This window comes from Bacteroidales bacterium (assembly GCA_035353855.1).
Taxonomy (GTDB): Bacteria; Bacteroidota; Bacteroidia; order Bacteroidales; family CG2-30-32-10; genus DAOQAK01.
Window position 1 is genome coordinate 1 of the sequence record DAOQAK010000066.1, and the last position, 20,652, is coordinate 20,652.

At 33.0% G+C, this 20,652-nt stretch carries 17 protein-coding genes; 10 read left to right on the top strand and 7 right to left on the bottom strand.

Annotation, left to right across the window (positions count from 1 at the left end; genetic code table 11):
• Positions 1 to 88 precede the first annotated feature (88 nt).
• Positions 89 to 859 carry a S1/P1 nuclease gene (locus PKK00_13790; GenBank protein HNW99473.1) on the bottom strand — a complete coding sequence of 257 codons (771 nt, stop codon included), beginning with the start codon at positions 857 to 859 and terminating at the stop codon, positions 89 to 91.
• Between the two features lie 77 nt (positions 860 to 936).
• Complete coding sequence (locus tag PKK00_13795; protein ID HNW99474.1) at positions 937 to 2,793, bottom strand: LTA synthase family protein; 1,857 nt, start codon at positions 2,791 to 2,793, stop codon at positions 937 to 939.
• Between the two features lie 163 nt (positions 2,794 to 2,956).
• On the opposite strand from PKK00_13795, the gene PKK00_13800 reads away from it, so the two are divergent.
• From PKK00_13800 to PKK00_13820, 5 genes are all read left to right on the top strand, one after another.
• Positions 2,957 to 3,796 carry a hypothetical protein gene (locus PKK00_13800; GenBank protein ID HNW99475.1) on the top strand — a complete coding sequence of 280 codons (840 nt, stop codon included), beginning with the start codon at positions 2,957 to 2,959 and terminating at the stop codon, positions 3,794 to 3,796.
• A gap of 8 nt (positions 3,797 to 3,804) precedes the next feature.
• Positions 3,805 to 5,910, top strand: a complete 2,106-nt coding sequence (locus PKK00_13805; GenBank protein HNW99476.1) for a helix-hairpin-helix domain-containing protein — start codon at positions 3,805 to 3,807, stop codon at positions 5,908 to 5,910.
• A 292-nt stretch (positions 5,911 to 6,202) separates the two neighbouring features.
• Positions 6,203 to 8,035, top strand: coding sequence for an MFS transporter (locus tag PKK00_13810; GenBank protein ID HNW99477.1), 1,833 nt, complete (start codon positions 6,203 to 6,205; stop codon positions 8,033 to 8,035).
• Positions 8,036 to 8,195: 160 nt separating this feature from the next.
• A complete protein-coding gene (locus tag PKK00_13815; protein ID HNW99478.1) occupies positions 8,196 to 9,356 on the top strand; it encodes a T9SS type A sorting domain-containing protein in 1,161 nt (386 codons plus the stop codon).
• 76 nt (positions 9,357 to 9,432) lie between these two features.
• A complete protein-coding gene (locus tag PKK00_13820; GenBank protein HNW99479.1) occupies positions 9,433 to 10,380 on the top strand; it encodes a TIGR01212 family radical SAM protein in 948 nt (315 codons plus the stop codon).
• A gap of 172 nt (positions 10,381 to 10,552) precedes the next feature.
• On the opposite strand, the gene PKK00_13825 is transcribed toward PKK00_13820, so the two are convergent.
• Entirely contained in the window at positions 10,553 to 11,137 is a 585-nt protein-coding gene (locus PKK00_13825) for a hypothetical protein (protein ID HNW99480.1), read from the bottom strand.
• A gap of 198 nt (positions 11,138 to 11,335) precedes the next feature.
• On the opposite strand from PKK00_13825, the gene PKK00_13830 reads away from it, so the two are divergent.
• Complete coding sequence (locus PKK00_13830; GenBank protein ID HNW99481.1) at positions 11,336 to 12,499, top strand: M28 family peptidase; 1,164 nt, start codon at positions 11,336 to 11,338, stop codon at positions 12,497 to 12,499.
• A gap of 4 nt (positions 12,500 to 12,503) precedes the next feature.
• Here PKK00_13830 and PKK00_13835 read toward each other — a convergent pair whose 3' ends face one another.
• The gene (locus PKK00_13835) at positions 12,504 to 13,628 is read right to left on the bottom strand and encodes a glycosyltransferase family 1 protein (protein ID HNW99482.1); all 1,125 of its coding nucleotides are present in this window, start codon (positions 13,626 to 13,628) and stop codon (positions 12,504 to 12,506) included.
• Positions 13,629 to 13,740: 112 nt separating this feature from the next.
• On the opposite strand from PKK00_13835, the gene PKK00_13840 reads away from it, so the two are divergent.
• The 3 genes from PKK00_13840 to PKK00_13850 all read left to right on the top strand — a co-directional run bounded on the left by PKK00_13840 (position 13,741) and on the right by PKK00_13850 (position 17,527).
• Positions 13,741 to 15,252, top strand: coding sequence for an oligosaccharide flippase family protein (locus tag PKK00_13840; GenBank protein ID HNW99483.1), 1,512 nt, complete (start codon positions 13,741 to 13,743; stop codon positions 15,250 to 15,252).
• 67 nt (positions 15,253 to 15,319) lie between these two features.
• Positions 15,320 to 16,345, top strand: a complete 1,026-nt coding sequence (locus tag PKK00_13845) for a Wzz/FepE/Etk N-terminal domain-containing protein (GenBank protein HNW99484.1) — start codon at positions 15,320 to 15,322, stop codon at positions 16,343 to 16,345.
• 168 nt (positions 16,346 to 16,513) lie between these two features.
• Positions 16,514 to 17,527: a hypothetical protein gene (locus PKK00_13850; GenBank protein HNW99485.1), complete on the top strand. Its 1,014-nt coding sequence runs from the start codon at positions 16,514 to 16,516 to the stop codon at positions 17,525 to 17,527.
• Here the strand turns inward: PKK00_13850 and PKK00_13855 are convergent.
• A complete protein-coding gene (locus PKK00_13855; protein ID HNW99486.1) occupies positions 17,474 to 17,953 on the bottom strand; it encodes a hypothetical protein in 480 nt (159 codons plus the stop codon). The genes PKK00_13850 and PKK00_13855 overlap by 54 nt on opposite strands.
• 70 nt (positions 17,954 to 18,023) lie before the next feature.
• On the opposite strand from PKK00_13855, the gene PKK00_13860 reads away from it, so the two are divergent.
• Positions 18,024 to 18,974 carry an O-antigen ligase family protein gene (locus tag PKK00_13860; protein ID HNW99487.1) on the top strand — a complete coding sequence of 317 codons (951 nt, stop codon included), beginning with the start codon at positions 18,024 to 18,026 and terminating at the stop codon, positions 18,972 to 18,974.
• A gap of 1 nt (position 18,975) precedes the next feature.
• Here the strand turns inward: PKK00_13860 and PKK00_13865 are convergent, their stop codons facing one another.
• Together PKK00_13865 and efp are read right to left on the bottom strand one after the other, a co-directional pair.
• Entirely contained in the window at positions 18,976 to 19,926 is a 951-nt protein-coding gene (locus PKK00_13865; protein HNW99488.1) for a UDP-3-O-(3-hydroxymyristoyl)glucosamine N-acyltransferase, read from the bottom strand.
• A gap of 17 nt (positions 19,927 to 19,943) precedes the next feature.
• Positions 19,944 to 20,507, bottom strand: a complete 564-nt coding sequence (gene efp / locus PKK00_13870; protein HNW99489.1) for an elongation factor P — start codon at positions 20,505 to 20,507, stop codon at positions 19,944 to 19,946.
• Positions 20,508 to 20,652 lie beyond the last annotated feature (145 nt).

Here is a 20,652-nt window from a genome sequence, read left to right on the forward strand (position 1 = left end):
GACGATTTTCAGCTTTCTTTGTTCCCTGTTTGAAATTTTTGAGGAAACTCCAATTCAGTAGGAATAAAAGGAAGAACCGGTAGCTATTTTATTTTCCAAATATTTCATTCAACACAATACTTAAACGCAATCCGGCAAGCAGAATCTGATTTTTAATAATATCATAGCTTTTATCAATGTATGCATCACTTAATTTATTGTGCGAATAATTATACACATCATCGAGCAGCTTACGTGTTTGATACATACAGCCCACAATATTAACCTTTGGAATTTGTTTCAGATACCAGTTTGGTATCCCTGCTAATGTTTTCTGATAATCATTAAACGATAATTTTTTGTAACGGATGATATCGCTGTCCCACACTTCATGCAAATCATCGGGATAACCTTTGAATTTTACCTTCACATCTTTTCCGCCTTTATCCGAGTCATAGCCTACATGCAGCGGCTGATGGATATCTCCCATTAAATGAAATAAGATTTTTAGATAGAAATTTATATCTTCATTTGAAAGTTTATATTTTTTCTTCAGCTTACTTATTGCATTTTTAAGTTGGTTGACAATGTTATCGCCTTTATTAATATTGCTGTTATAAATAGAATTCTTATCCATGTGCAAATGATGCCACTCGCTCATGTAGTCGTATTTGTTTTTATCTTTAATTTCGTCCATCCATATAGAGGCTTCTTCCCACGACATGCCGTTAAGATATTTATCTACCGAATCGCGTATAGGTTTATCGATTTTGCTTTTTGCAATTTCAATAATTATCTGATGTGCTTCTTTTCCCCATCCGAAGCATATGTCCGAAAATGCAAGGCAAAGCGAATATATGAGAATAAATTTTTTATACATACCAAATGCAAAGTAACTCAATAAATGAAAATGAAAAATTTATTTAGAAACTTTTAACAAAAAATTAAAAACGTTCTTTAATAATTCCAAAATTCCTGATACAATTCCTGAAGGTATGCTTTTCCGTATTTTTCAATGGAATCTTTTTTATCGGCGGGAAGTTTTTCTTCAAAATATTTATTCATAAAATGATCGTACGAAAAATCACCATCAGGACAAACCCACCCGAAACCTGTTTCGTTTGAAAAGTAGGCGTAATCATTGATTGCAGGATTTAAAAGATTTTTACTCCATCTGAATTTTTCGCTTGATATTCCCGTCTGATGCAGCAGTGTTGCGGCAATATCGGCCTGTGAGCCGAATTTATTGCAAGCAGAACCCTGGTATTTTTCTTTGATCACATTTCCATAAAAGAGCATAGGAATTCGCGCATAATTCATATTCCAGTATTCATATGACCTGTATGAACTGTGGCTGTGGTCGGGGACTATAACGAAAAGAGTATTTTTAAACCATGCTTGTTTTTTTGACTTTGAAATAAAATCACCCAGGCAACTGTCGGAATAATAAGCAGCATTCACATATTCTTTTTCCAGTTCGGGCCATTGAATGTTTTCCTTGAAGTTAGGCATGTCGTAAGGTGAATGCGAACTTAATGTGAACATTGCTGCAAAAAATGGGGAGTGCAAAGTATTTATTTCTGAAAGAAATTCAGGAAAAATAAACTCATCATGTATGCCAAGTTTTCCGCGGGAATAACTATTGCTGAAATCATCTTCTTCCATTATTTTGTCAAAATTATTGAAGTAAATATAACTTTTCATGTTGCCATACGAAAGTTGTCCGCCGAAAATAAATAATGAATGGTATCCTTTACTGCCAAGGGTTTTAGTAAGGCTTGGCAGTTTAATGAATTTATCAGGCTGGCGTGTTATAACATTAAGCGGATGCGATGGAAAGCCGCCGAATATATTCGACATTCCTTGTTCCGAGCGTGTTCCGCTTGAATACATATGGGTAAATAAAATCCCATTTTTTTCTAATTCGTGGAAACAAGGTGTGATGCCTTTTTCTCCGCCTAATGATTCAACAAGATCGGCTGACCAGCCTTCAAGAATTATTAAAACAATATTTGGCGCTTTATTTTTTAAAACTTCAACGGTTGTGTCTTTAGGTGTTGTAAGGATTTCTTCAGTAATTTTATTTGCTTCATCAGAATCAAAATAGGTAAATGGATTTTTATCAATGGAATTATAGTTTTGACTTAAACTTTTTATTAAATTCCATCCTGAATTCACAGCAGTTAAATTTAAAATATCATGTTTTGAAAAATATGCATTGCTTTGCGTAATGGGAATTTGCTGCAATCCGCCTCTCAACCCTATTAATAATAAGGGGAAAGTAATAATAATGAAAAGAAAAGAAAAATATATTTTGCCGGCAGCATTTTTTATTTGATGCCAAACCCATTTCTTGTATACAAAAGCTCCAACTGAAAATTGAAAAATCAAAATAAAAAGTAATAGTATGAATACCCATGTAGATGCGGAGTTATAAATTTCACCCGGATTTTCAAGGTACCGGATTGCTTTAGCGCTTAATTTGGTTTTCCATTCATCGTATATGCCAAGTTCAGCAGTTGTGATAATTGAAAAAATAAAGATCAGGATAAAATTATAAATGAGGTTAATTATATTAAGAAAGTTTTTTGAATAAAATAATTGAATGGTAAGTATCAAAACAGGAAATGCCATGATATAGCAAATGGTGCTCAGGTCGAGATGCAGTGCCTGAATGAATATCGAAAGGATGTTTGAAAAATGTATGCCTGTAAGGTATTTGTGATAGTAAACGAGAAAAATTATTCTTGAAAAAGCAAAGAATAAAAACCAAAAACAAACCTGTTTTAATAATGATTTTAAAATATTTTTCACATTGTTCAAATGATTTGCAAAAATAGTAATTAATCAAATACCAGATATAAATCCAGAATCACCAGGTATATGTAAAACCTTACCAGCTATCAAATAGTCCTTTGAGTTTTGTTGTGATATTTTTTTATTTGTAACTGAAAATATTTTCAAAAAGAATATTTAGATGAGTATAAAAAAAATAATTTCATTTTTCTTATTAATTATTGGTATTAATTTATTTGCTACGGGTGAAAATTTTCCGGTAGGTGGTCGTTCAGCCGGAATGGCAAATGCATCCGTTACGCTTAATGATTTCTGGTCAATATATAATAACCAGTCAGGACTATGCGGAATAAAAAAAATTTCAGCAGGTATTTATTATGAAAATCGTTTTGGTTTAAAAAATTTTGGATTAAAAGCAGGCGCTGTCGTAATGCCAATAAAAGCTGGTGTTTTGGGATTAAGCATGAATTACTTTGGATATTCAATGTACAATGAAAGTAAAATAGGTTTTGCATACGCGAAAAAATTTTCAGAAAATTTTTCAATGGGAATACAACTTGATTACCTGTCAACTCATATTGCGGAGAATTATGGAAACCGATCAACTGTTGCCGGAGAAATAGGACTACGTTATCAATTGAATAAAAACCTTTGTATTGCCGGGCATATTTATAATCCTGCAAGAGCAAAAATTGCAGAATATAATGATGAAAGAATCCTGACTGTAGTGAAAGTTGGATTATCATATTTATGTTCAGAAAAGGTTTTACTGAATACAGAAACGGAAAAAGATATTCAATATAAAGCTGTATTTAAGGCAGGTGTAGAATATCATCCGGTAAAAGAAATATATTTCAGAACAGGAATTGCAACAAATCCTTTTTTGAATGCTTTTGGTTTTGGAATAGAAATTAAAAATTTCAAACTCGATTTTGCAACATCATATCATCAAACGTTAGGCTTTTCACCGCAATTCTCGATGATTTTCAATGTTTCAAAAACAACCGCTTCTTCAAACTGAAAAGTTTTATGAAAAAGCAATTAAAATATTTTTTCAAGATATCATATTTCCTTACACTGTTGTTCGCATTTAATGTATCGGCGCAAGAAGTTGATACAATTGAAACAGGTAATGAAGATGTTTTTCAAAAAGTAGAAAGCATTGCCGAACAAACAGATGCTGAGCTGGATTATACTGAATTGCTTGAAGATATGGATTATTATCGAAATCATCCGATAAACCTTAATAAAACTGATGAAGCGGAACTAAAAAAACTATTTATTCTGAATGATATTCAAATAAATAATTTGCTTGAACATATTGCTGCAAACGGTAAACTTATTTCGCTTTATGAATTACAGGGCATTTCGGGATTTGATATTGCGACAATCAATAAATTGTTGCCATATGTTTATGTTTCAGGAGATGTAAACAATCGCCATTTTTCTTTTAAGGAAATGCTTGATAATAGCAGCAGTCAGTTTATCATAAGATATCAGAAGGTTCTTGAAGAACAGCAAGGTTTTTCTGCAATCACTGATTCGGCGCTTTCTGAAAGTCCCAATTCGCGCTATGTTGGGAGTCCTGAAAAAATATTTGCTAAATATCGTTTCACTTATTATAACAATATAAGTTTTGGCATTACAGCCGAGAAAGATGCAGGAGAAGAATTTTTTAAAGGCTCACAGAAAAACGGTTTTGATTTTTATTCGGCACATTTTTTTATTCGCGATTTTGGTTTTATTAAAGCATTGGCTGTTGGCGATTACCAGGTGCAATACGGGCAGGGACTCACATTATGGTCGGGACTGGGTTTTGGGAAATCGTCCGATGCAATGGGAATAAAAAAGAACGGGCAAGGCATCAAACCTTATACTTCTTCGGATGAAAACCGTTTTATGCGTGGCATTGCAACAACGATAGGAAATAAAAATATTGAACTGTCATTATTTTTATCAAACAAAAAAATAGATGGAAATATTACTGAAAATGATACTTCAACAGATGAAGTTATAAGTTTTTCGTCATTACAGGAAACGGGTTTGCATTCCACACCCAATGAATTGGCTAATAAAGATGCAATAAATGAATTGATTTACGGCGCGCATATTTCGGGTAAAATAAAAAAAATAAATATTGGCGCTACTGCTTTTAAAAGTAAGTATAGCGCTATGTTGCAACGCGAATTCCAATTGTATGATCAGTTTGAATTTTCCGGAAATGAAAACTCAAATATTGGAATTGATTACAGTTATATTTTCCGAAATATGAATTTATTTGGTGAGCTATCACGAAGTGAGAATGGCGGAAAAGCTTTTATGAATGGATGCTTATTAAGTCTTGACAAAAAAATATCATTATCATTTTTGTACAGAAATTATGAAAAAGAATATCAGTCGTTATATAGTTCCGCATTTGCCGAAAACAGCAATCTGGCAAATGAAAAAGGAATTTTTTCTGGATTTATTTTTAAACCTGTACATGCGGTTTCAATAACAGCATATATTGATAATGTTTCATTTTCCTGGCTCAAGTATAGGATTGATGAACCTTCCAAAGCGCTCGATTATTTGTTTCAATTAAACTGGGCGCCTTCAAAAAAAACAGAAATGTATTTTTTATACAGACAGAAAAATAAAAATTTAAATAGTTCTGGTGAAGATGTATTATTTGATAATGTTGAACCAACGCTAAAACAAAATTATCGCTTTAATGCTGTTTATAAAGTTAATTCAAAGGTAACGCTGAAAAACCGAGTTGAGTTTTTATCATATAAAGTTAGTGATGAAGCGCCGCAGCAAGGTTACATCATTTATCAGGATATAAATTTTAAAAAAATGAAAAGCCCGTTTTCATTTTCTGTGCGCTATGCCCTGTTTGATTGCGATACATACGACAGCCGTATTTATGCTTTTGAAAATGATGTTCTGTATTCGTATTCTGTTCCTGCCTTTTATAATAAAGGTGCCCGCTTTTATATTACCACACATTATTCAGTATGTAGAAATTTTGATATATGGTTGCGATTTGCCCAGACCTATTATGATAACAAGACACTTATAAGTAGCGGGCTTACACAAATCGCCGGAAATAAAAAAAGTGAAATTAAAGTGCAGCTGAGGATAAAGTTTTGAAATGATAAAACAATGGTTTGTTAATTATTCAGTATTTTTCGGGCTAAAGCCCAATTTCATAGAGTTTTAATAGCCCCGACCTTAAGGTCGGGGCTATTACGAAACCCACAATTATAAAGTACTTTAGTCCTTAAATAAAGAAATTATAGAATTGTCAATAAAAAATATATGATGTACTTGGTATTTATTTAATGACCACTGATAACCATTCCAATTTTTATATGATTTGCATTACATAATTATTTATATATTTTTGCAATAGAAAAATAATTATTCATATAAATTTTAAATCATGTTAAAGAATCATCCTAAAGGATTATTGGTCGCTTTCTTCTCGAATATGGGAGAGCGATTTGGTTTTTACACCATGATGGCCATTCTGACTTTGTTCTTGCAAGCCAAGTATGGACTATCGGAAGAAGCTGCCGGCGATTATTACAGCTGGTTTTATTTTGCCATTTATGCATTGGCTTTAATTGGAGGTATTCTGGCCGATTCGACTAACAAATATAAGCTGGTCATTTTGCTTGGAATAGTCATAATGTTTGGAGGCTATGCAATGATTGCTATTCCCGGATTATCACTGGGAGTAACTGTAGCCGGATTATTCATTATTGCATTTGGAAATGGTTTATTCAAAGGAAATTTACAGGCTGTGGTAGGGCAAATGTATGATGACCCAAAATTTGCCAAGGTACGTGATACCGGTTATATGATTTTTTATATGGGAATTAATGTAGGTGCATTCTTTGCTCCATTTATTGCTACAGGTGTACGTAACTGGTGGCTGAATGTTAATGGCTATGCACATGATGGAAGTTTGCCCGGGTTATGTCATGCTTTTCAGCGAGGCGAATTGGTTGATGCTGATGCACTAAATAAATTCCAGGAACTGGCTAATAAAGTTTCGGGTACAACTGTTACCGATCTTAGCAAGTTTGCAACGGATTATGTTCATGTTTTTTCTACAGGTTATAATTATGCTTTTGGTGTTGCAGCATGCGCTATGATTGTTTCGTTGCTGGTATATGTTATTTTCAATAAAAAATTACCAAGGAAAGAAAGAAGTGCAGCTCCAAAAGATGCAAATGGAAACAAAGCATCATTAATGGGAGCAAAAGGTATTACATCTCTATTAATATCATTAGGGTTGATGGCAGTTACATCATTCATTTTTTATTTCCTTCTCGATAATTATAAATTAGGATTAGCTGTAGGATTATTTGTAGCATTTGTTTCATGGATAATGCAAATCTCTACTAAAGAAGAACGTCCTCGAGTTAATTCGTTGATCATGGTTTTTATCGTTGTAATATTTTTCTGGATGTCATTTCACCAGAACGGGCTATCCATGACATTCTTTGCCAGAGATTATACAGTAAAAACGGTAGATTCATTTACAAATATCTTTTTCAACCTTAATTCGATATTATGTTTTATAGGCACTATCGCAGGTTTTGTTCTTATTTTCAGGAAGAACTTAAAAGTAAGAATTACAGGATGCGCAATGTTCCTTATTTTCGGAGGATTGATTTATTATCTTGTTTCAAGCTATTCATCAAGCAATCCTATTGCGCCGGAAATATTTGAATCATTCAATCCTTTATTTATTGTTGCACTTACATTTCCTGTTATGGGCTTATTCTCATGGATGCAGAAGAAAAATATTGAACCTTCAAACCCAAGAAAGATAGGCTATGGGATGATAATTGCAGCTATTGGTTTTGTTGTTATTTTAGTTGCTTCATTGAATTTAGTTTCTCCTCACGAACTACAATATACAGATGCTGCTGGTAATATTAAATATAACCCGGTACCAGATGAATCAAGAGTTTTACCTTATTGGCTAATCAGCAGTTATCTTATTCTTACTGTTGCAGAATTATTTTTAAGCCCGATGGGTTTATCCTTTGTGTCGAAAGTTGCACCGCCACGTTTCCAGGGATTAATGCAGGGCGGATGGCTTCTTGCAACAGCTGTTGGGAATAAATTTCTTTTTGTCGGAAGTTTCTTCTGGGGAAAACTCGCATTATGGCAATTGTGGTCAATATTTGTAATTTGCTGTATTCTTTCAGCTATATTTATTTTCTCAATTATCAAGCGACTCGAGAACGCAACAAGCTAAAAGATATTTTTTATACTTGATATGGGCTGTCAATTTTTATTGACAGCCCTTTTTTATTTGATATTGTAGATTTATATTTTATTAATGAAACTTTTAATTAAAATATATTCTACTTTCAATTTTTTTTATTATCTTTGTTATTGTACTAAACTTCATCGCTATGAAAAAAATATTATTTTTTCTTACAGCAATTCTAATCTTCATAAACTTTCAAACATTTTCCCAGTACCTGATAGGTCATCAGGCAATAACGTATATTGATTCTGCAAGAAGTAACAGAAGCGTTGCAACACATGTTTATTATCCTGCGACATCAGCAGGTGAAACTACTCCTATTGCTTCAGGGCAATTTCCTGTAATTGTATTTGGTCATGGGTTTGCTATGACTTACGATGCTTATATGTATTTTAAAGATACAATGACAACACGAGGTTATATTGTTGTTTTTCCTACTACCGAAAGCAGTTGGACATCACCCAGTCATACCAACTTCGGACTTGATTTTGCATTTCTTGTAAATAAAATGAAGATGGAAGGGAATACACCTGCTTCATTATTCTATGGACATATCGCTCCGCAATCAGCAATAATGGGACATTCAATGGGCGGTGGTTCTTCATTTCTCGGATGCCAGAATAATACTGTTCCCACATGCATGGTTACATTTGCAGCTGCTACAACAAATCCTTCTTCAATCACAGCAGCTAAATACGTTACTATTCCTGCACTTGTTGTTTCGGGTTCGGCTGATTGTGTTGCAGGGCCTTCTACCAACCAGCAGCCAATGTATGATAGCCTGGCAAGTAACTGTAAATTTTTTTTAAGTATTACCGGTGGCGGACATTGTTATTTTGGCGATAACAGCACAACTTGCAATTTGGGTGAAACAACCTGTTCGCATCCATTATCACGCGAAGCACAGCATGATGTGGTTCTCGATTTTGTGAAATTATATTTAGATTATTATTTAAAGAATAATGCGTCTTCATGGAATGTATTCAATGATTCATTAAATGCATCACCAAGGATTACACACCATATTTTATGCACCACTACCGGGATTGATGAAATAAAAAATAATTCTGTTTCTATATATCCTAATCCTGCATCAGATGAAATTAATATTTCATTTTTCTCCAATGGAAATACTTTTGTGAAAATATTTGATATTACAGGCAATGTTATTTTGTCAGAACAAATAAAACCTGCATCGGGTGTAACAATAAAAACTATGGATGTCAAAAAACTTTCGAAAGGAATTTATTTTATTGAATTATCTTCATCAAATTTCAAAGTATATAAAAAGTTTATTAAAAGCTAAACCTGTAGAAATAAATAAATGTTTGTAAAAAGCTATTCATATCGGGCAGCTTTTTTATTTTTACAAAAAATATTATTTGGAATTTCCCTGGAATCATAAGCGACGCTATAATGCTCTTACGAATTATTTTCAAAATAAATTTGGTGAGCGAATTCAGAAACTGTCTGTTAATGCAGGTTTTAGTTGTCCGAACCGTGATGGAACAATAAATGTAAATGGTTGTTCTTATTGTAATAACAATGCTTTTAACCCATCGTACTGTTCACCGGAAAAATCTATTTCACAACAAATAGAAGAAGGAATACAATTTCATACTAACCGCTATCGCAGGGCTGGTAGGTATTTGGCGTACTTCCAGACTTATTCGAATACATTTGCCGACATCAATATTTTAAAATCAAAGTATGAAGAAGCTTTGCAATGTCCCGATATTATTGGCCTTGTAATTGGTACACGACCTGATTGTATTGATGACGAAAAACTAGACTATTTAAAAGAGTTATCAGAAAAATATTTTGTTTCTATTGAATATGGCGTGGAATCGTGTTATAACAAAACTCTTGAAAAAATTAATCGTGGTCATACATTTGAACAATCGGTAAAAGCAATTGAGGAAACTGCAAAAAGAAATTTACATAACGGGATTCATTTGGTTTTTGGATTGCCCGGTGAGAGCAGGGAAGAAATGCTTGAAGAAGCAAACATTATTTCGAAACTTCCGGTTACGGTTGTGAAATTTCACCAGTTGCAAATTATTAAAGATACAGCAATGGTTGATGATTATAAAATGAATCCTGAGAAATATTTTATTTTCAACCTTGATGAATATATTGATTTTATTATTGATTTCATCGAACGATTAAATCCTGAAATTTTGATTGAACGATTTACAGCCGAAGTCCCGCCGCGTTTTTTAGTAAAAGGTGGTTTCGGTTTATTACGCACCGACCAGATTCTACAACGAATTGAAAAAAGAATAGAAGACCGAAATACATGGCAGGGACGATTGTTTAAGCACCAATGATCAAATTCCAAATTTTAAATTACTGAATGGCTGAACTGTTCAATTGTTATTTAGCTTCGCTGTCATTCATAGTCATTAGTAGTCATCTGTCTTTGGCTGAAAAGTTTATTGAAAAATTGCAGATAGAAGACGGATGACTTATCTTCCCAATTTTCTATTATCCATTTGCAATTTAAAAAGTATATCCAACACCCAACCCAAACATTGAATTGTAGCGCTTTTCTGAAAGTATTGGAATCTTATCGTAATTCATAAGTGAATACATTGGTGTGTATCCGGCACGGAAAAATATGCTGTGTTGTTTTTCGTATCGCAAACCGACTCGTCCAAGTAACCCAAGATAATGCTGCTTGTCATCATAGGTATCAGTTGAGTCATTATAATTTTTATATACATAAAGATAATTCAGACCTCCGCTTATTTCGACCATCAGCGCTCCTCCGCCAAGCATTAAATTTAAAGTTGCGGGAACACCAACTGTCCTTGTTTTTTTGAACGACCAGAAATCAATGCCAAGAGTATAGCTTAGTAAATAATTTTCGCGGCATATCAATGTGTGGTCCCAGTTTATAGAGCTGAGTCCAAATAAATTTTTAAAACGAACATTCTCTTCTAAAAATAATGTATTGCGCGGACAAATATTTACAGGTTGACAATTCTTTGGACGTGGCTGAGGATAACCATCAAGGGTTTGTTGTGCATCAGAATAAGTGAAGAGTAAAACGAAAAATAAAATGCTGATAAAATATTTTTTCATATTCGTAATATTTAGAAAACAAATGTAAATGATTTTCTTTGTTTTTTAGTAATGCTACAAAAATTATAACTTTTTAATAAATAAAAATATGTAAAATTCGTCCATACAATGCGACAGTTAGTCTATTTATGGTGTTTTTACTTGCAATTTGAAATCATGAAATATAAATTTGTTGTTCTCATTTAAATATTTTTTACCTTGAAAAATAAATTTATCATTCTGCTTTTTACGATAAATTATTTTTGTTGTAATGTGCATTCGCAAACCTTGAATCCTTTTTATTATTCTGTTGCAAATAATGTTTCGTACGATACCATTTTAAAAAATCTTCAGGAATTTCAATCATTAGGTGTAAAACAAACAGGAACAACTGCGTTGAACAATACCCGAAACTGGATAGTTAATAAATATTCGCAATATAGTTATACAAATATTCTTAGCGATATATATACATCCGGTAGCAACCAGCTTTATAATGTTGTTTTAACAAAAACCGGAATACTCTATCCGAATAAATATGTAATTGTTTGTGGTCATTATGATACAAGAACAGGGACAGGGACTAACGATAATGGAAGCGGAATTGCTATAATCCTTGAAATAGCAAGACTTATAAAAAATATTAACACGGAATATTCGGTTCGCTTTATTAATTTTAGTGGAGAAGAAGATGGTTTTCTTGGAAGTGAACATTATGTAAGTGATATTGTAAGCCCGGAAAATATGGATATTCGGCTTGTATTCAATATTGACGAAGTAGGTGGTGTTGCCGGTCAAACGAATAATAAAATAAAATGCGAAAGCGACCAGTCAAGCCCTTCATCAAATAATGCTTCTTCTGCTGCATTTACCGATACGCTTGCAAATTTAACGATATTATATTCTTCGCTTACAACTGAAATAACCAATGCTTATGGCAGCGACTATATGCCTTTCCAAAGTAATGGTGAAATAATTACAGGCTATTTTGAATATAATGAATCGAGTTATGTTCACACTTCAAATGATAATTTAAGTCATCTCGATCCCAGTTATGTTTCAGAAATTGCAAAGGCGGCAACTGCTGCAACATTATATTTCGCTATGGCATATGAAGGGAATGTATCAATTGCGGAAAATGAAACGATGAAAACCACTGTCTTTCCTAATCCTTTCAGTGATAATATATTTGTGAAGAACAGTGATAATGAAAAAAGTTTTTTTACAATTTATAATTTATTTGGTGAAAAGATTTTTGAAAAGGATTTTTCAGGAAATGAAAATATTTGCCTGGATGAAATTCCTGCTGCATCATATTTTTACCGCATCATAAAGCCTTCAGGGAAAATTATAAAATCAGGGATACTTGTAAAAGAAAAGTAAAAAATTATTCCAAAGCCTTTTCAATACAATTCCAAAGTTTATCGGCTGATTTTTGCCAGCTGAAATTTTCGCGCTGGATGCATCCTTTAGCGATGAGTTCATCTCTCAGGTTTTTGTTGAGCGCAATTTTTTCCATGGCTTCGGCAATGGATTCGGGTGAGAATGGATCTACGAAAAGTGCTGCATTGCCTGCTATTTCAGGCATTGATGTATTATTTGATGTGATGAGCGGTGTTTCGCAATTAAAAGCTTCAAGAATAGGAATCCCGAACCCTTCGAAAATAGATACATAGGTCATGGCAATTGCCGAGCTGATTATTTTATTCAGCTCCACTGAATCAACTCTTCCGGTAAAGGTAACTTCATGACGGTATAGCATGTTTTCGTATACACGATTTATTTCTTCTGTCCACCACCGCTTTTCACCAACAATAAGCAAACGGATATCGCTGTTGTTATTGACTTTGAAAATATCGAATGCTTTAAAAAGATTGGTTAGATTTTTTCGCGGATGCAGCGAACCAACAAAAACAAAATATGGATGATCGCCGGAATATTTCCAAAGCGTGTTATCTTTTTGTAATGGTCCTATAGGTTTATATTTTTCGTTACACCCGTTGTATACGACATCAATTTTTTCAGGATTTACCTTGTATTTTTTTACAATGTCGTTTTTCGAAAATTCCGAAACCGTTGCCAGTCTTGTTGATTTTCTTGCAAAGCGCGGAAAATAATACCTGTAATATTGACGATACCAGAAAGGCAGGTTTTGCGGGTAATGTTCAAAATTCAAGTCATGGATGACATTTACTGTTTTTACTTTTGTATGTAAAGGCATCCATCCATCAGTAGAAAGATATAAATCAGCTTTATAACTTCGTAATAAAAATGGAAATAATTCATTAAAGCGGATATGCCATAAAATAGGGTGGCGTGAAGGAGGATATAAAATAATAGGTGTTATATTATCCGAAAAAATAAATTGGTGATCAAAAGGTCTGTCGAAAACAAAAATAAATTCGTGTTCGGGATGCTGGGTAGTAATTCGTTTTAATGTTTCATAACTGAACCATCCCAGCCCTTCCAGTTTGTTTTTAATTAAACATTGTGTGTTAACAACAACCTTCATAATAAAAATATGCCCATTATGGTGTCAAAAGTATATTTTTACAATGGATTACCCAAATAACTATTAGTAAAAAATGAAAAGCTTTCATAAATTTGCACGATTTTAAAATGGGATGCTAAAAAAATTTCTCAAGAATATCACCCTGGTTCTTTTTCTGAACCTCCTAATTAAACCCTTCTGGATATTGGGTATAGACAGGGCTGTACAGAATAGGGTAGGGGTAGAAGATTACGGATTTTATTATGCTATTTTCAGTTTTTCGTTCCTGCTGAACATATTGCTCGATTTCGGAATAACTAATTTTAATAATAAAAATATCGCGCAAAATAATCATTTATTGCGCAAGCATCTTTCGAGTATAATCGTATTGAAATTAATTCTTGGTGGAATATATCTTGTGATAAGCTTGATATGTGCTTTCATTATTCGTTACGATTATACACAGATAATGCTACTGATAGTGTTAGCCTTCAACCAGTTTTTAATATCTTTTGTTTTGTATTTGCGCTCTAATCTTTCGGGCTTGCATTTATTTAAGATCGATAGTTTTATTTCTGTACTTGATAGATCGATCATGATCATTGTATGTGCATTCTTGCTTTGGGGTATGCCCGGTACGTATGAATTCACGATACGCACTTATACATTTGCTCAATTATTTGCTTATTTCTGTACAGCCGTGATTACATTAATTATTGTTTTCAGAAAAGCCAAATCGAAATTTTTGAAATTGAACTGGAGCCTTCCATTTTCTTTAATGATCATTAAAAAAAGTTTTCCTTTTGCCGTACTGGTTTTACTTATGACTTTTTATAACCGGATCGATACGGTAATGATGGAGCGTATGTTGCCCGATGCTTCAGTTGCAGGTGTTGGAATGCACAGCGGTGAAGCACAATCGGGAATATATGCATCGGCATATAGGTTGCTTGATGCAACAAACATGATAGCATATCTTTTTTCCATTTTATTACTTCCGCTTTTTGCAAAAATGATAAAGCATAAGGAGCCGGTTGTAGATTTGGTCAAACTTTCTTTTTCGTTGTTATTTGTTGGATCAATCATTGTCTCATTAACCTCATTATTCTTCAGTGATGATATAATGAAATTATTATATCCTTTAAATCTCAGTAACGAGAGTATTTCCCAATATAATTTACGAATGGAAGAATCGTCAAGGGTATTCGGGTTATTGATGGGTTGCTTTGTCCCCATATCTTCAACATATGTATTTGGTACTTTATTAACAGCAAATGGTAATTTGAAACAACTGAATATTATGGCCGCAAGTGGAATGTTGCTCAATATTGTTCTTAATATTTTTCTTATTCCGCGTTTATATGCTACCGGTTCGGCTTTTGCAAGTTTTTCCACACAGCTTATTACATCAGCAGTACAGGTTGTTCTGGCACAAAGGATATTCCGGTTCCGGATTAATGTAAAGTATCTGGTTTCCTTGGTAATATTTGTTCTCGGCGTTTTAATGGCTGGATATATTTCACGGCAACTCCATTTTTACTGGATTACCCAAATGATGATTATGGTTATAATAAGTTTTGTTTTAGCAATTGCCCTCAGGATCATAAGTTTCAGGAAAATGATTTCCATTATTAGAGATGAATAATCATTTGTTTTTTGAAATGTTTTTTTTTATACATTTGTTTTCTTAAAAATTATTTAAAATATTTTTCATGAATAGTAATCAAGAAAGTAATATTTTTGACTCAACGAGTTTTTTGGCCTTTCTTGGAAAGTGGAAAAAAATCCTTTTAATTGTTAGTGGGATAGCTGTATTATCTGGAATTATATTCACCTCGCCTTTTTTTATTACACCTAAATACAAGGCAACAGTCATTATGTTCCCGACTTCAACAAATTCTATTTCGAAAGCGTTAATGTCGGATAATTATGGAGGGAAACAGGATATTCTCGAATTTGGTGCTGAAGAGCAGGCTGAACAATTATTGCAAATATTGAACTCCAATAAAATAAGGGCACGTGTTATTCAGAAATATAATCTGCTTGAACATTATGATATAAACCCTGAGTCCAGATTTAAAAATACACTTCTTTATAAAGAATACGAAAATAATATTACGTTCAGGCGTACTGAATTCATGGCGGTTGAAATTGAAGTCCTTGACAAAGACCCACAAATGGCCGCTGATATTGCTAATGATATTGCAGCGCTTCTCGATTCAACAAAAAATGCAATGCAAAAAGAAAGAGCAATTAAAGGATTTCAAATTGTAGAAGCAGAATATAAAAAGATAAAGACTGAAGTTGAGGAAATGGAAGACTCGCTTACACAGCTTCGCAAACTAGGGGTTAATGATTATGAAACACAGGCAGAAGCATACAATACTCAACTTGCAATTGCTCTTGCGCAAAATAATATGTCGGGAGCTAAAAAACTTGAAGAGAAAATAAAAACAATTTCTGAATATGGTGGCGCTTATGTTTCATTACGCGATGCTCTTGAAAACGACAAGAAGCATTTAAGCGATTTGAAAACAAAATATGAAGAAGCTAAAGTTGATGCACAAGAAGAGTTGCCCTGTAAATTCATTGTAAACTCAGCATTTAAAGCCGAGAAAAAATCATATCCTGTAAGATGGCTTATTGTGCTGGTTTCAACATTATCAGCATTTCTACTTGCAGTACTTGTTCTTATAATTATTGATAACATTAAACGACATAAGTTCACATTTACTTGAACATCTGTCGAACCTCGGGAAGTTTCAGGAAAACAGGAACAAAAGCAAAATGATTCCTTTGTTGCAGACAAAACTGAAAAACCTGAAACCAGTGGGGGAGAAATAAATAAAACTATTAATCCCGGGAGGGAAAGGGTAGATTATGCCAGTAATTTGAAGAAAATTAAATTGCCTGGATTTAAACTATCTGTAAATGATAATTTACATAAAGAAATAGAATTTAATATGGAAAACATGTTCTCGTACGAGCAACTTCTGAAATTGATTTTAAAATGGAGAATTCATCTCGTCGTTCTTCTTATACTTGCCGTTTCGTTATCAGCATTGTTTTCATCGTCTTGGTTTATAAAGCCTAAATATAAATCAACAGCAGTATTGTACCCCTCAAACCTTTTACCTTATTCAAATGAAACCCCAACTGAACTGATGTTGCAGTTATTCAACTCGGATGATATACGCGATAGCTTGATTACAAAATTTGATTTAGTGAAGCATTATGATATTGACCCAACAGCTCCTCATTATTACACAACGGTAATCAGAAAATTTGAAAGTAATGTTGATATTAAAAAAACAGAATATGAATCGGTAGTTATTGAAATATATGATATCGATGCAAAGATTGCATGCGAAATGGTAAAAGAGATGGTAAACCTTTTTAATAAAAAGGCAAGAAAACTTCAACGCGACAAATCAGAAGAAGTTTTAAAAATTGCACAAAGCGAATTAAATAAAAAACAAATTGAAATAGATACTCTTAAAAAGAAACTTGAAAGTTTAAGAGAAAATTATGGTATACTTGATTATACTGTACAGGTAAGAGAAGCTTCGAGAGCATATTATAAATCAATGACTGGTTCAAAAAATGCCCAAACAACAATTGAAAATCTTCAGAAAAAAGGAGGTGATTTTATATTAGTAAGTAGTTTATATTATGCTGCCAGCGATGCATACAATAAACTTAAACAAGATTATGAAGCTGCATTAAAAGATGTTGTTAAAGATTTGACTTATACAAACTATGTGAGCGAACCTATACCTGCAGATAAAAAATCATATCCTATTCGATGGATAATTGTTTCAGTATCTACTATTACAACTTTATTCCTGGCAATTCTGATTATCGTATTAATAGAAAACACTCGAAAAAAAGAAAAACTGGGCGAAACAACCGGTGCTTGATAAATTAAAAATAAAATGGGTATATGCTATTAGCGCAATATTTATTGTGCTTAACAGTATTTTCATTATTAATGAACTGTACTGGTTTTGCCTTATTCCTGTTATTCTTTTAATACTATTATTCCTGTTTTTTTCAGTGGATATATTATTATTGTTAATTGTCTTTTTTACTCCGCTTTCAGTAAATTTAAGCGACTTTGATTTAAATGTAGGAGTTTTCATCCCCACCGAACCTTTATTATTTTGTGTAATGCTGATGTTCTTATTCAGTATTGCATTTCGAGGGAGGTATGATTCTAAAATTTTTAAACATCCGATTTCTGTTATAATTATTATATATATCACCTGGATTTTTATTACATCAATTACAAGTTCAATGCCTGTTGTTTCATTTAAATTCTTAGTTTCAAAACTTTGGTTTATCATTCCTTTTTATTTTTTGGGAATACAACTTTTTAAAGAACAGAAGAATTTTAAAAGGTTTATTTGGTTATACATGATTGCATTTTGCGTGGTTATTGGTTATACCATTTATAATCACTCGATATATGGTTTTGATGAACAATCATCGCATTGGGTAATGAGTCCGTTTTATAACGATCATACTTCGTACGGGGCTTTACTTGCCATGTTTATACCTTTTTCCTTTGCATTTATTTTTAATAAAAAAGAAAGCAAATCGATACGGGTATCTTCTTTATTTGTATTTATATTATTATGTGTTGCAGTAGTTCTTTCATATAGTCGTGCTGCGTGGCTTAGTCTTGCAATAGCATTAATTGTTTTTCTGATTTTAAAACTTAAGATTAATTATAAAGTTGTAATTGGTGGTATTATTGCTTTGTCAGCAGTTTTCCTGATATATCGAGAAGATATATACAGAGACATCGAAAAAAACAAACAGGATTCATCAAAGGATTATGTAAAACATATTCAATCAATGTCGAATATTTCTTCAGATGCATCTAACCTGGAACGTATCAATCGCTGGAAGTCGGCACTAAGAATGTTTAAACTACGTCCTGTTTTTGGATGGGGTCCCGGAACATACCAGTTTAAATATGCTCCATTTCAGCATTCAAATGAGAAGACTATAATTAGTACTAATGCAGGTGATATGGGTAATGCTCACAGCGAATATATTGGACCTTTAGCTGAAGAAGGTATAATAGGAACATTGAGTATGCTTGCTATTGTTTTAATAGTAATATATACAGGCGTAAAACTATACAAACGAGTTGATACAAAAGAATTAAGATTAATTACAATAACCATATTGGTTTCATTGATAACTTATTTTATTCATGGCTTGTTGAATAATTTTCTCGATACAGATAAAGCATCAGTTCCTTTCTGGGGAATGATTGCCATGCTGGTAGCACTTGATATTTATTATCCTAAAAAAGAGGCTGCGAAAAAAAATATTGAAAAAAAAGTTTCTGAATAAATTAAATGTCCAGATCTTCTAATGCTTTAAGTCTTTCTATTAATGAAGGCAGCTGACGCATCATAGCAATTTCTTTCCATTTTTTTCTTGATTCTTCTGCTGGTGCGCCATAATATGTTTTCCCTCCTTCAATAGATTTGTCAACAGCAGAGAGTGCTAATAGTATTGCACCTTTTCCAATTACCAAATCTTTATTTATTGAACAGCGTGCCCAAATAATTACATCGTCTTGTATCTCGGAAACGCCTGCGATAGCTGTATGTGAACCAATAAGGCAATTTTTCCCGATAATGGTGTCATGTCCAACCTGAACATGATTATCTATTTTTGTTCCTTTTCCTACCACAGTATCACCGGATACACCTATATCAACAGCGCATAATGCGCCAATTTCAACATTGTCTTCAATTATTACTTTGCCGCAAGATGCTAGTTTATCGTATCCTTCAGGTCTTCTTTTAAAATAATATGCGTCGGCGCCGATTACGGAATTGCTATGGATAATAACATTATCACCAATAATACAATGGTCGTAAATAGTTGCGTTGGCATGTATAATGCAATTTTTCCCAATAATAACATCATTACCGATAAAAGCATTTGGCTGAATGATGGTTCCTTCGCCTATAACAGCATTGTCGCTTATACTTTTTGATGAAGGAATAAAAGGTCTGAATTTTTTTACCAGTGCAACATAATCACGAAAAGGGTCATCGGAAAATATTAACGCTTTCCCTTTAGGGCAGGGAACATCTTTATTTATGATTACTATTGAAGCTTTAGAGTGAAGCGCTTTATCATAATATTTTGGATGATCAACAAAGGTAATATCTCCGGGTTCAACTCTATGTATTTCATTAATTCCGCATACCGGAAAATCAGCATCGCCGGAATATTTAGCTTTAATCAATCCCGCAACATCCTTGAGTTTTAAAACTTTTTCAAATTTCATAAAAAGAAGATAAATTTTTACTTAACGCGTTCTGAATAGGTACTGGTTCGTGTATCGATTTTTATTTTTTCACCTGTATTGATAAATAAAGGAACATTAACAATTGCGCCGGTTTCAACCGTTGCCGGTTTTAATGTATTGGTAGCGGTATCGCCTTTTACTCCGGGTTCTGAATAGACTACCTGCAATTCAACAAAAGCAGGCAGATCGCAATACAATGGAGTTTCGGTATCTGCATGAAAAACAATTTCAACAGCTTGTCCTTCTTTAAGAAATTGAGGAGCATTGATAAGTTCTTCTTCAATATTTACCTGTTCATATGTTTCACTATGCATGAAATTATACCCTGTATCATCTTTGTATAAATATTGATACGGGCGACGTTCTACACGCTGAATATCGATTTTTGCACCGGAAGTAAAAGTATTCTGAAGTACTTTTCCTGTTTTAATATTTTTAAGTTTGGTTCTTATAAAAGCTCCGCCTTTTCCTGGTTTTACATGCTGGAATTCAACAATGGTACAAAGTTCATTGTTGAAATTGATACATAATCCATTCCTGATATCTGCTGTTGTTGCCATAAATTTATATGATAATTAAATTGGTCGGCAAAGTTAATTCAATTCTGCGAAACTACAAACCAAAAAATTATATTAACGTTGATTTATGATATTATTTTTGGAGTTTCCTCAAAAATTTCAAACAGGGAACAAAGAAAGCTGAAAA

What these genes read in the sequence shown, in the direction of transcription:
- PKK00_13825 (HNW99480.1), bottom strand. Translation starts at nt 11,137, where the DNA reads ATGAAAAAATATTTTATCAGCATTTTATTTTTCGTTTTACTCTTCACT.
- PKK00_13860 (HNW99487.1), top strand. Translation starts at nt 18,024, where the DNA reads ATGATTGCATTTTGCGTGGTTATTGGTTATACCATTTATAATCACTCG.
- PKK00_13845 (HNW99484.1), top strand. Translation starts at nt 15,320, where the DNA reads ATGAATAGTAATCAAGAAAGTAATATTTTTGACTCAACGAGTTTTTTG.
- PKK00_13800 (HNW99475.1), top strand. Translation starts at nt 2,957, where the DNA reads ATGAGTATAAAAAAAATAATTTCATTTTTCTTATTAATTATTGGTATT.
- PKK00_13810 (HNW99477.1), top strand. Translation starts at nt 6,203, where the DNA reads ATGTTAAAGAATCATCCTAAAGGATTATTGGTCGCTTTCTTCTCGAAT.
- efp (HNW99489.1), bottom strand. Translation starts at nt 20,507, where the DNA reads ATGGCAACAACAGCAGATATCAGGAATGGATTATGTATCAATTTCAAC.
- PKK00_13855 (HNW99486.1), bottom strand. Translation starts at nt 17,953, where the DNA reads ATGATAAACCAAAGTTTTGAAACTAAGAATTTAAATGAAACAACAGGC.
- PKK00_13790 (HNW99473.1), bottom strand. Translation starts at nt 859, where the DNA reads ATGTATAAAAAATTTATTCTCATATATTCGCTTTGCCTTGCATTTTCG.
- PKK00_13840 (HNW99483.1), top strand. Translation starts at nt 13,741, where the DNA reads ATGCTAAAAAAATTTCTCAAGAATATCACCCTGGTTCTTTTTCTGAAC.
- PKK00_13805 (HNW99476.1), top strand. Translation starts at nt 3,805, where the DNA reads ATGAAAAAGCAATTAAAATATTTTTTCAAGATATCATATTTCCTTACA.
- PKK00_13835 (HNW99482.1), bottom strand. Translation starts at nt 13,628, where the DNA reads ATGAAGGTTGTTGTTAACACACAATGTTTAATTAAAAACAAACTGGAA.
- PKK00_13815 (HNW99478.1), top strand. Translation starts at nt 8,196, where the DNA reads ATGAAAAAAATATTATTTTTTCTTACAGCAATTCTAATCTTCATAAAC.
- PKK00_13865 (HNW99488.1), bottom strand. Translation starts at nt 19,926, where the DNA reads ATGAAATTTGAAAAAGTTTTAAAACTCAAGGATGTTGCGGGATTGATT.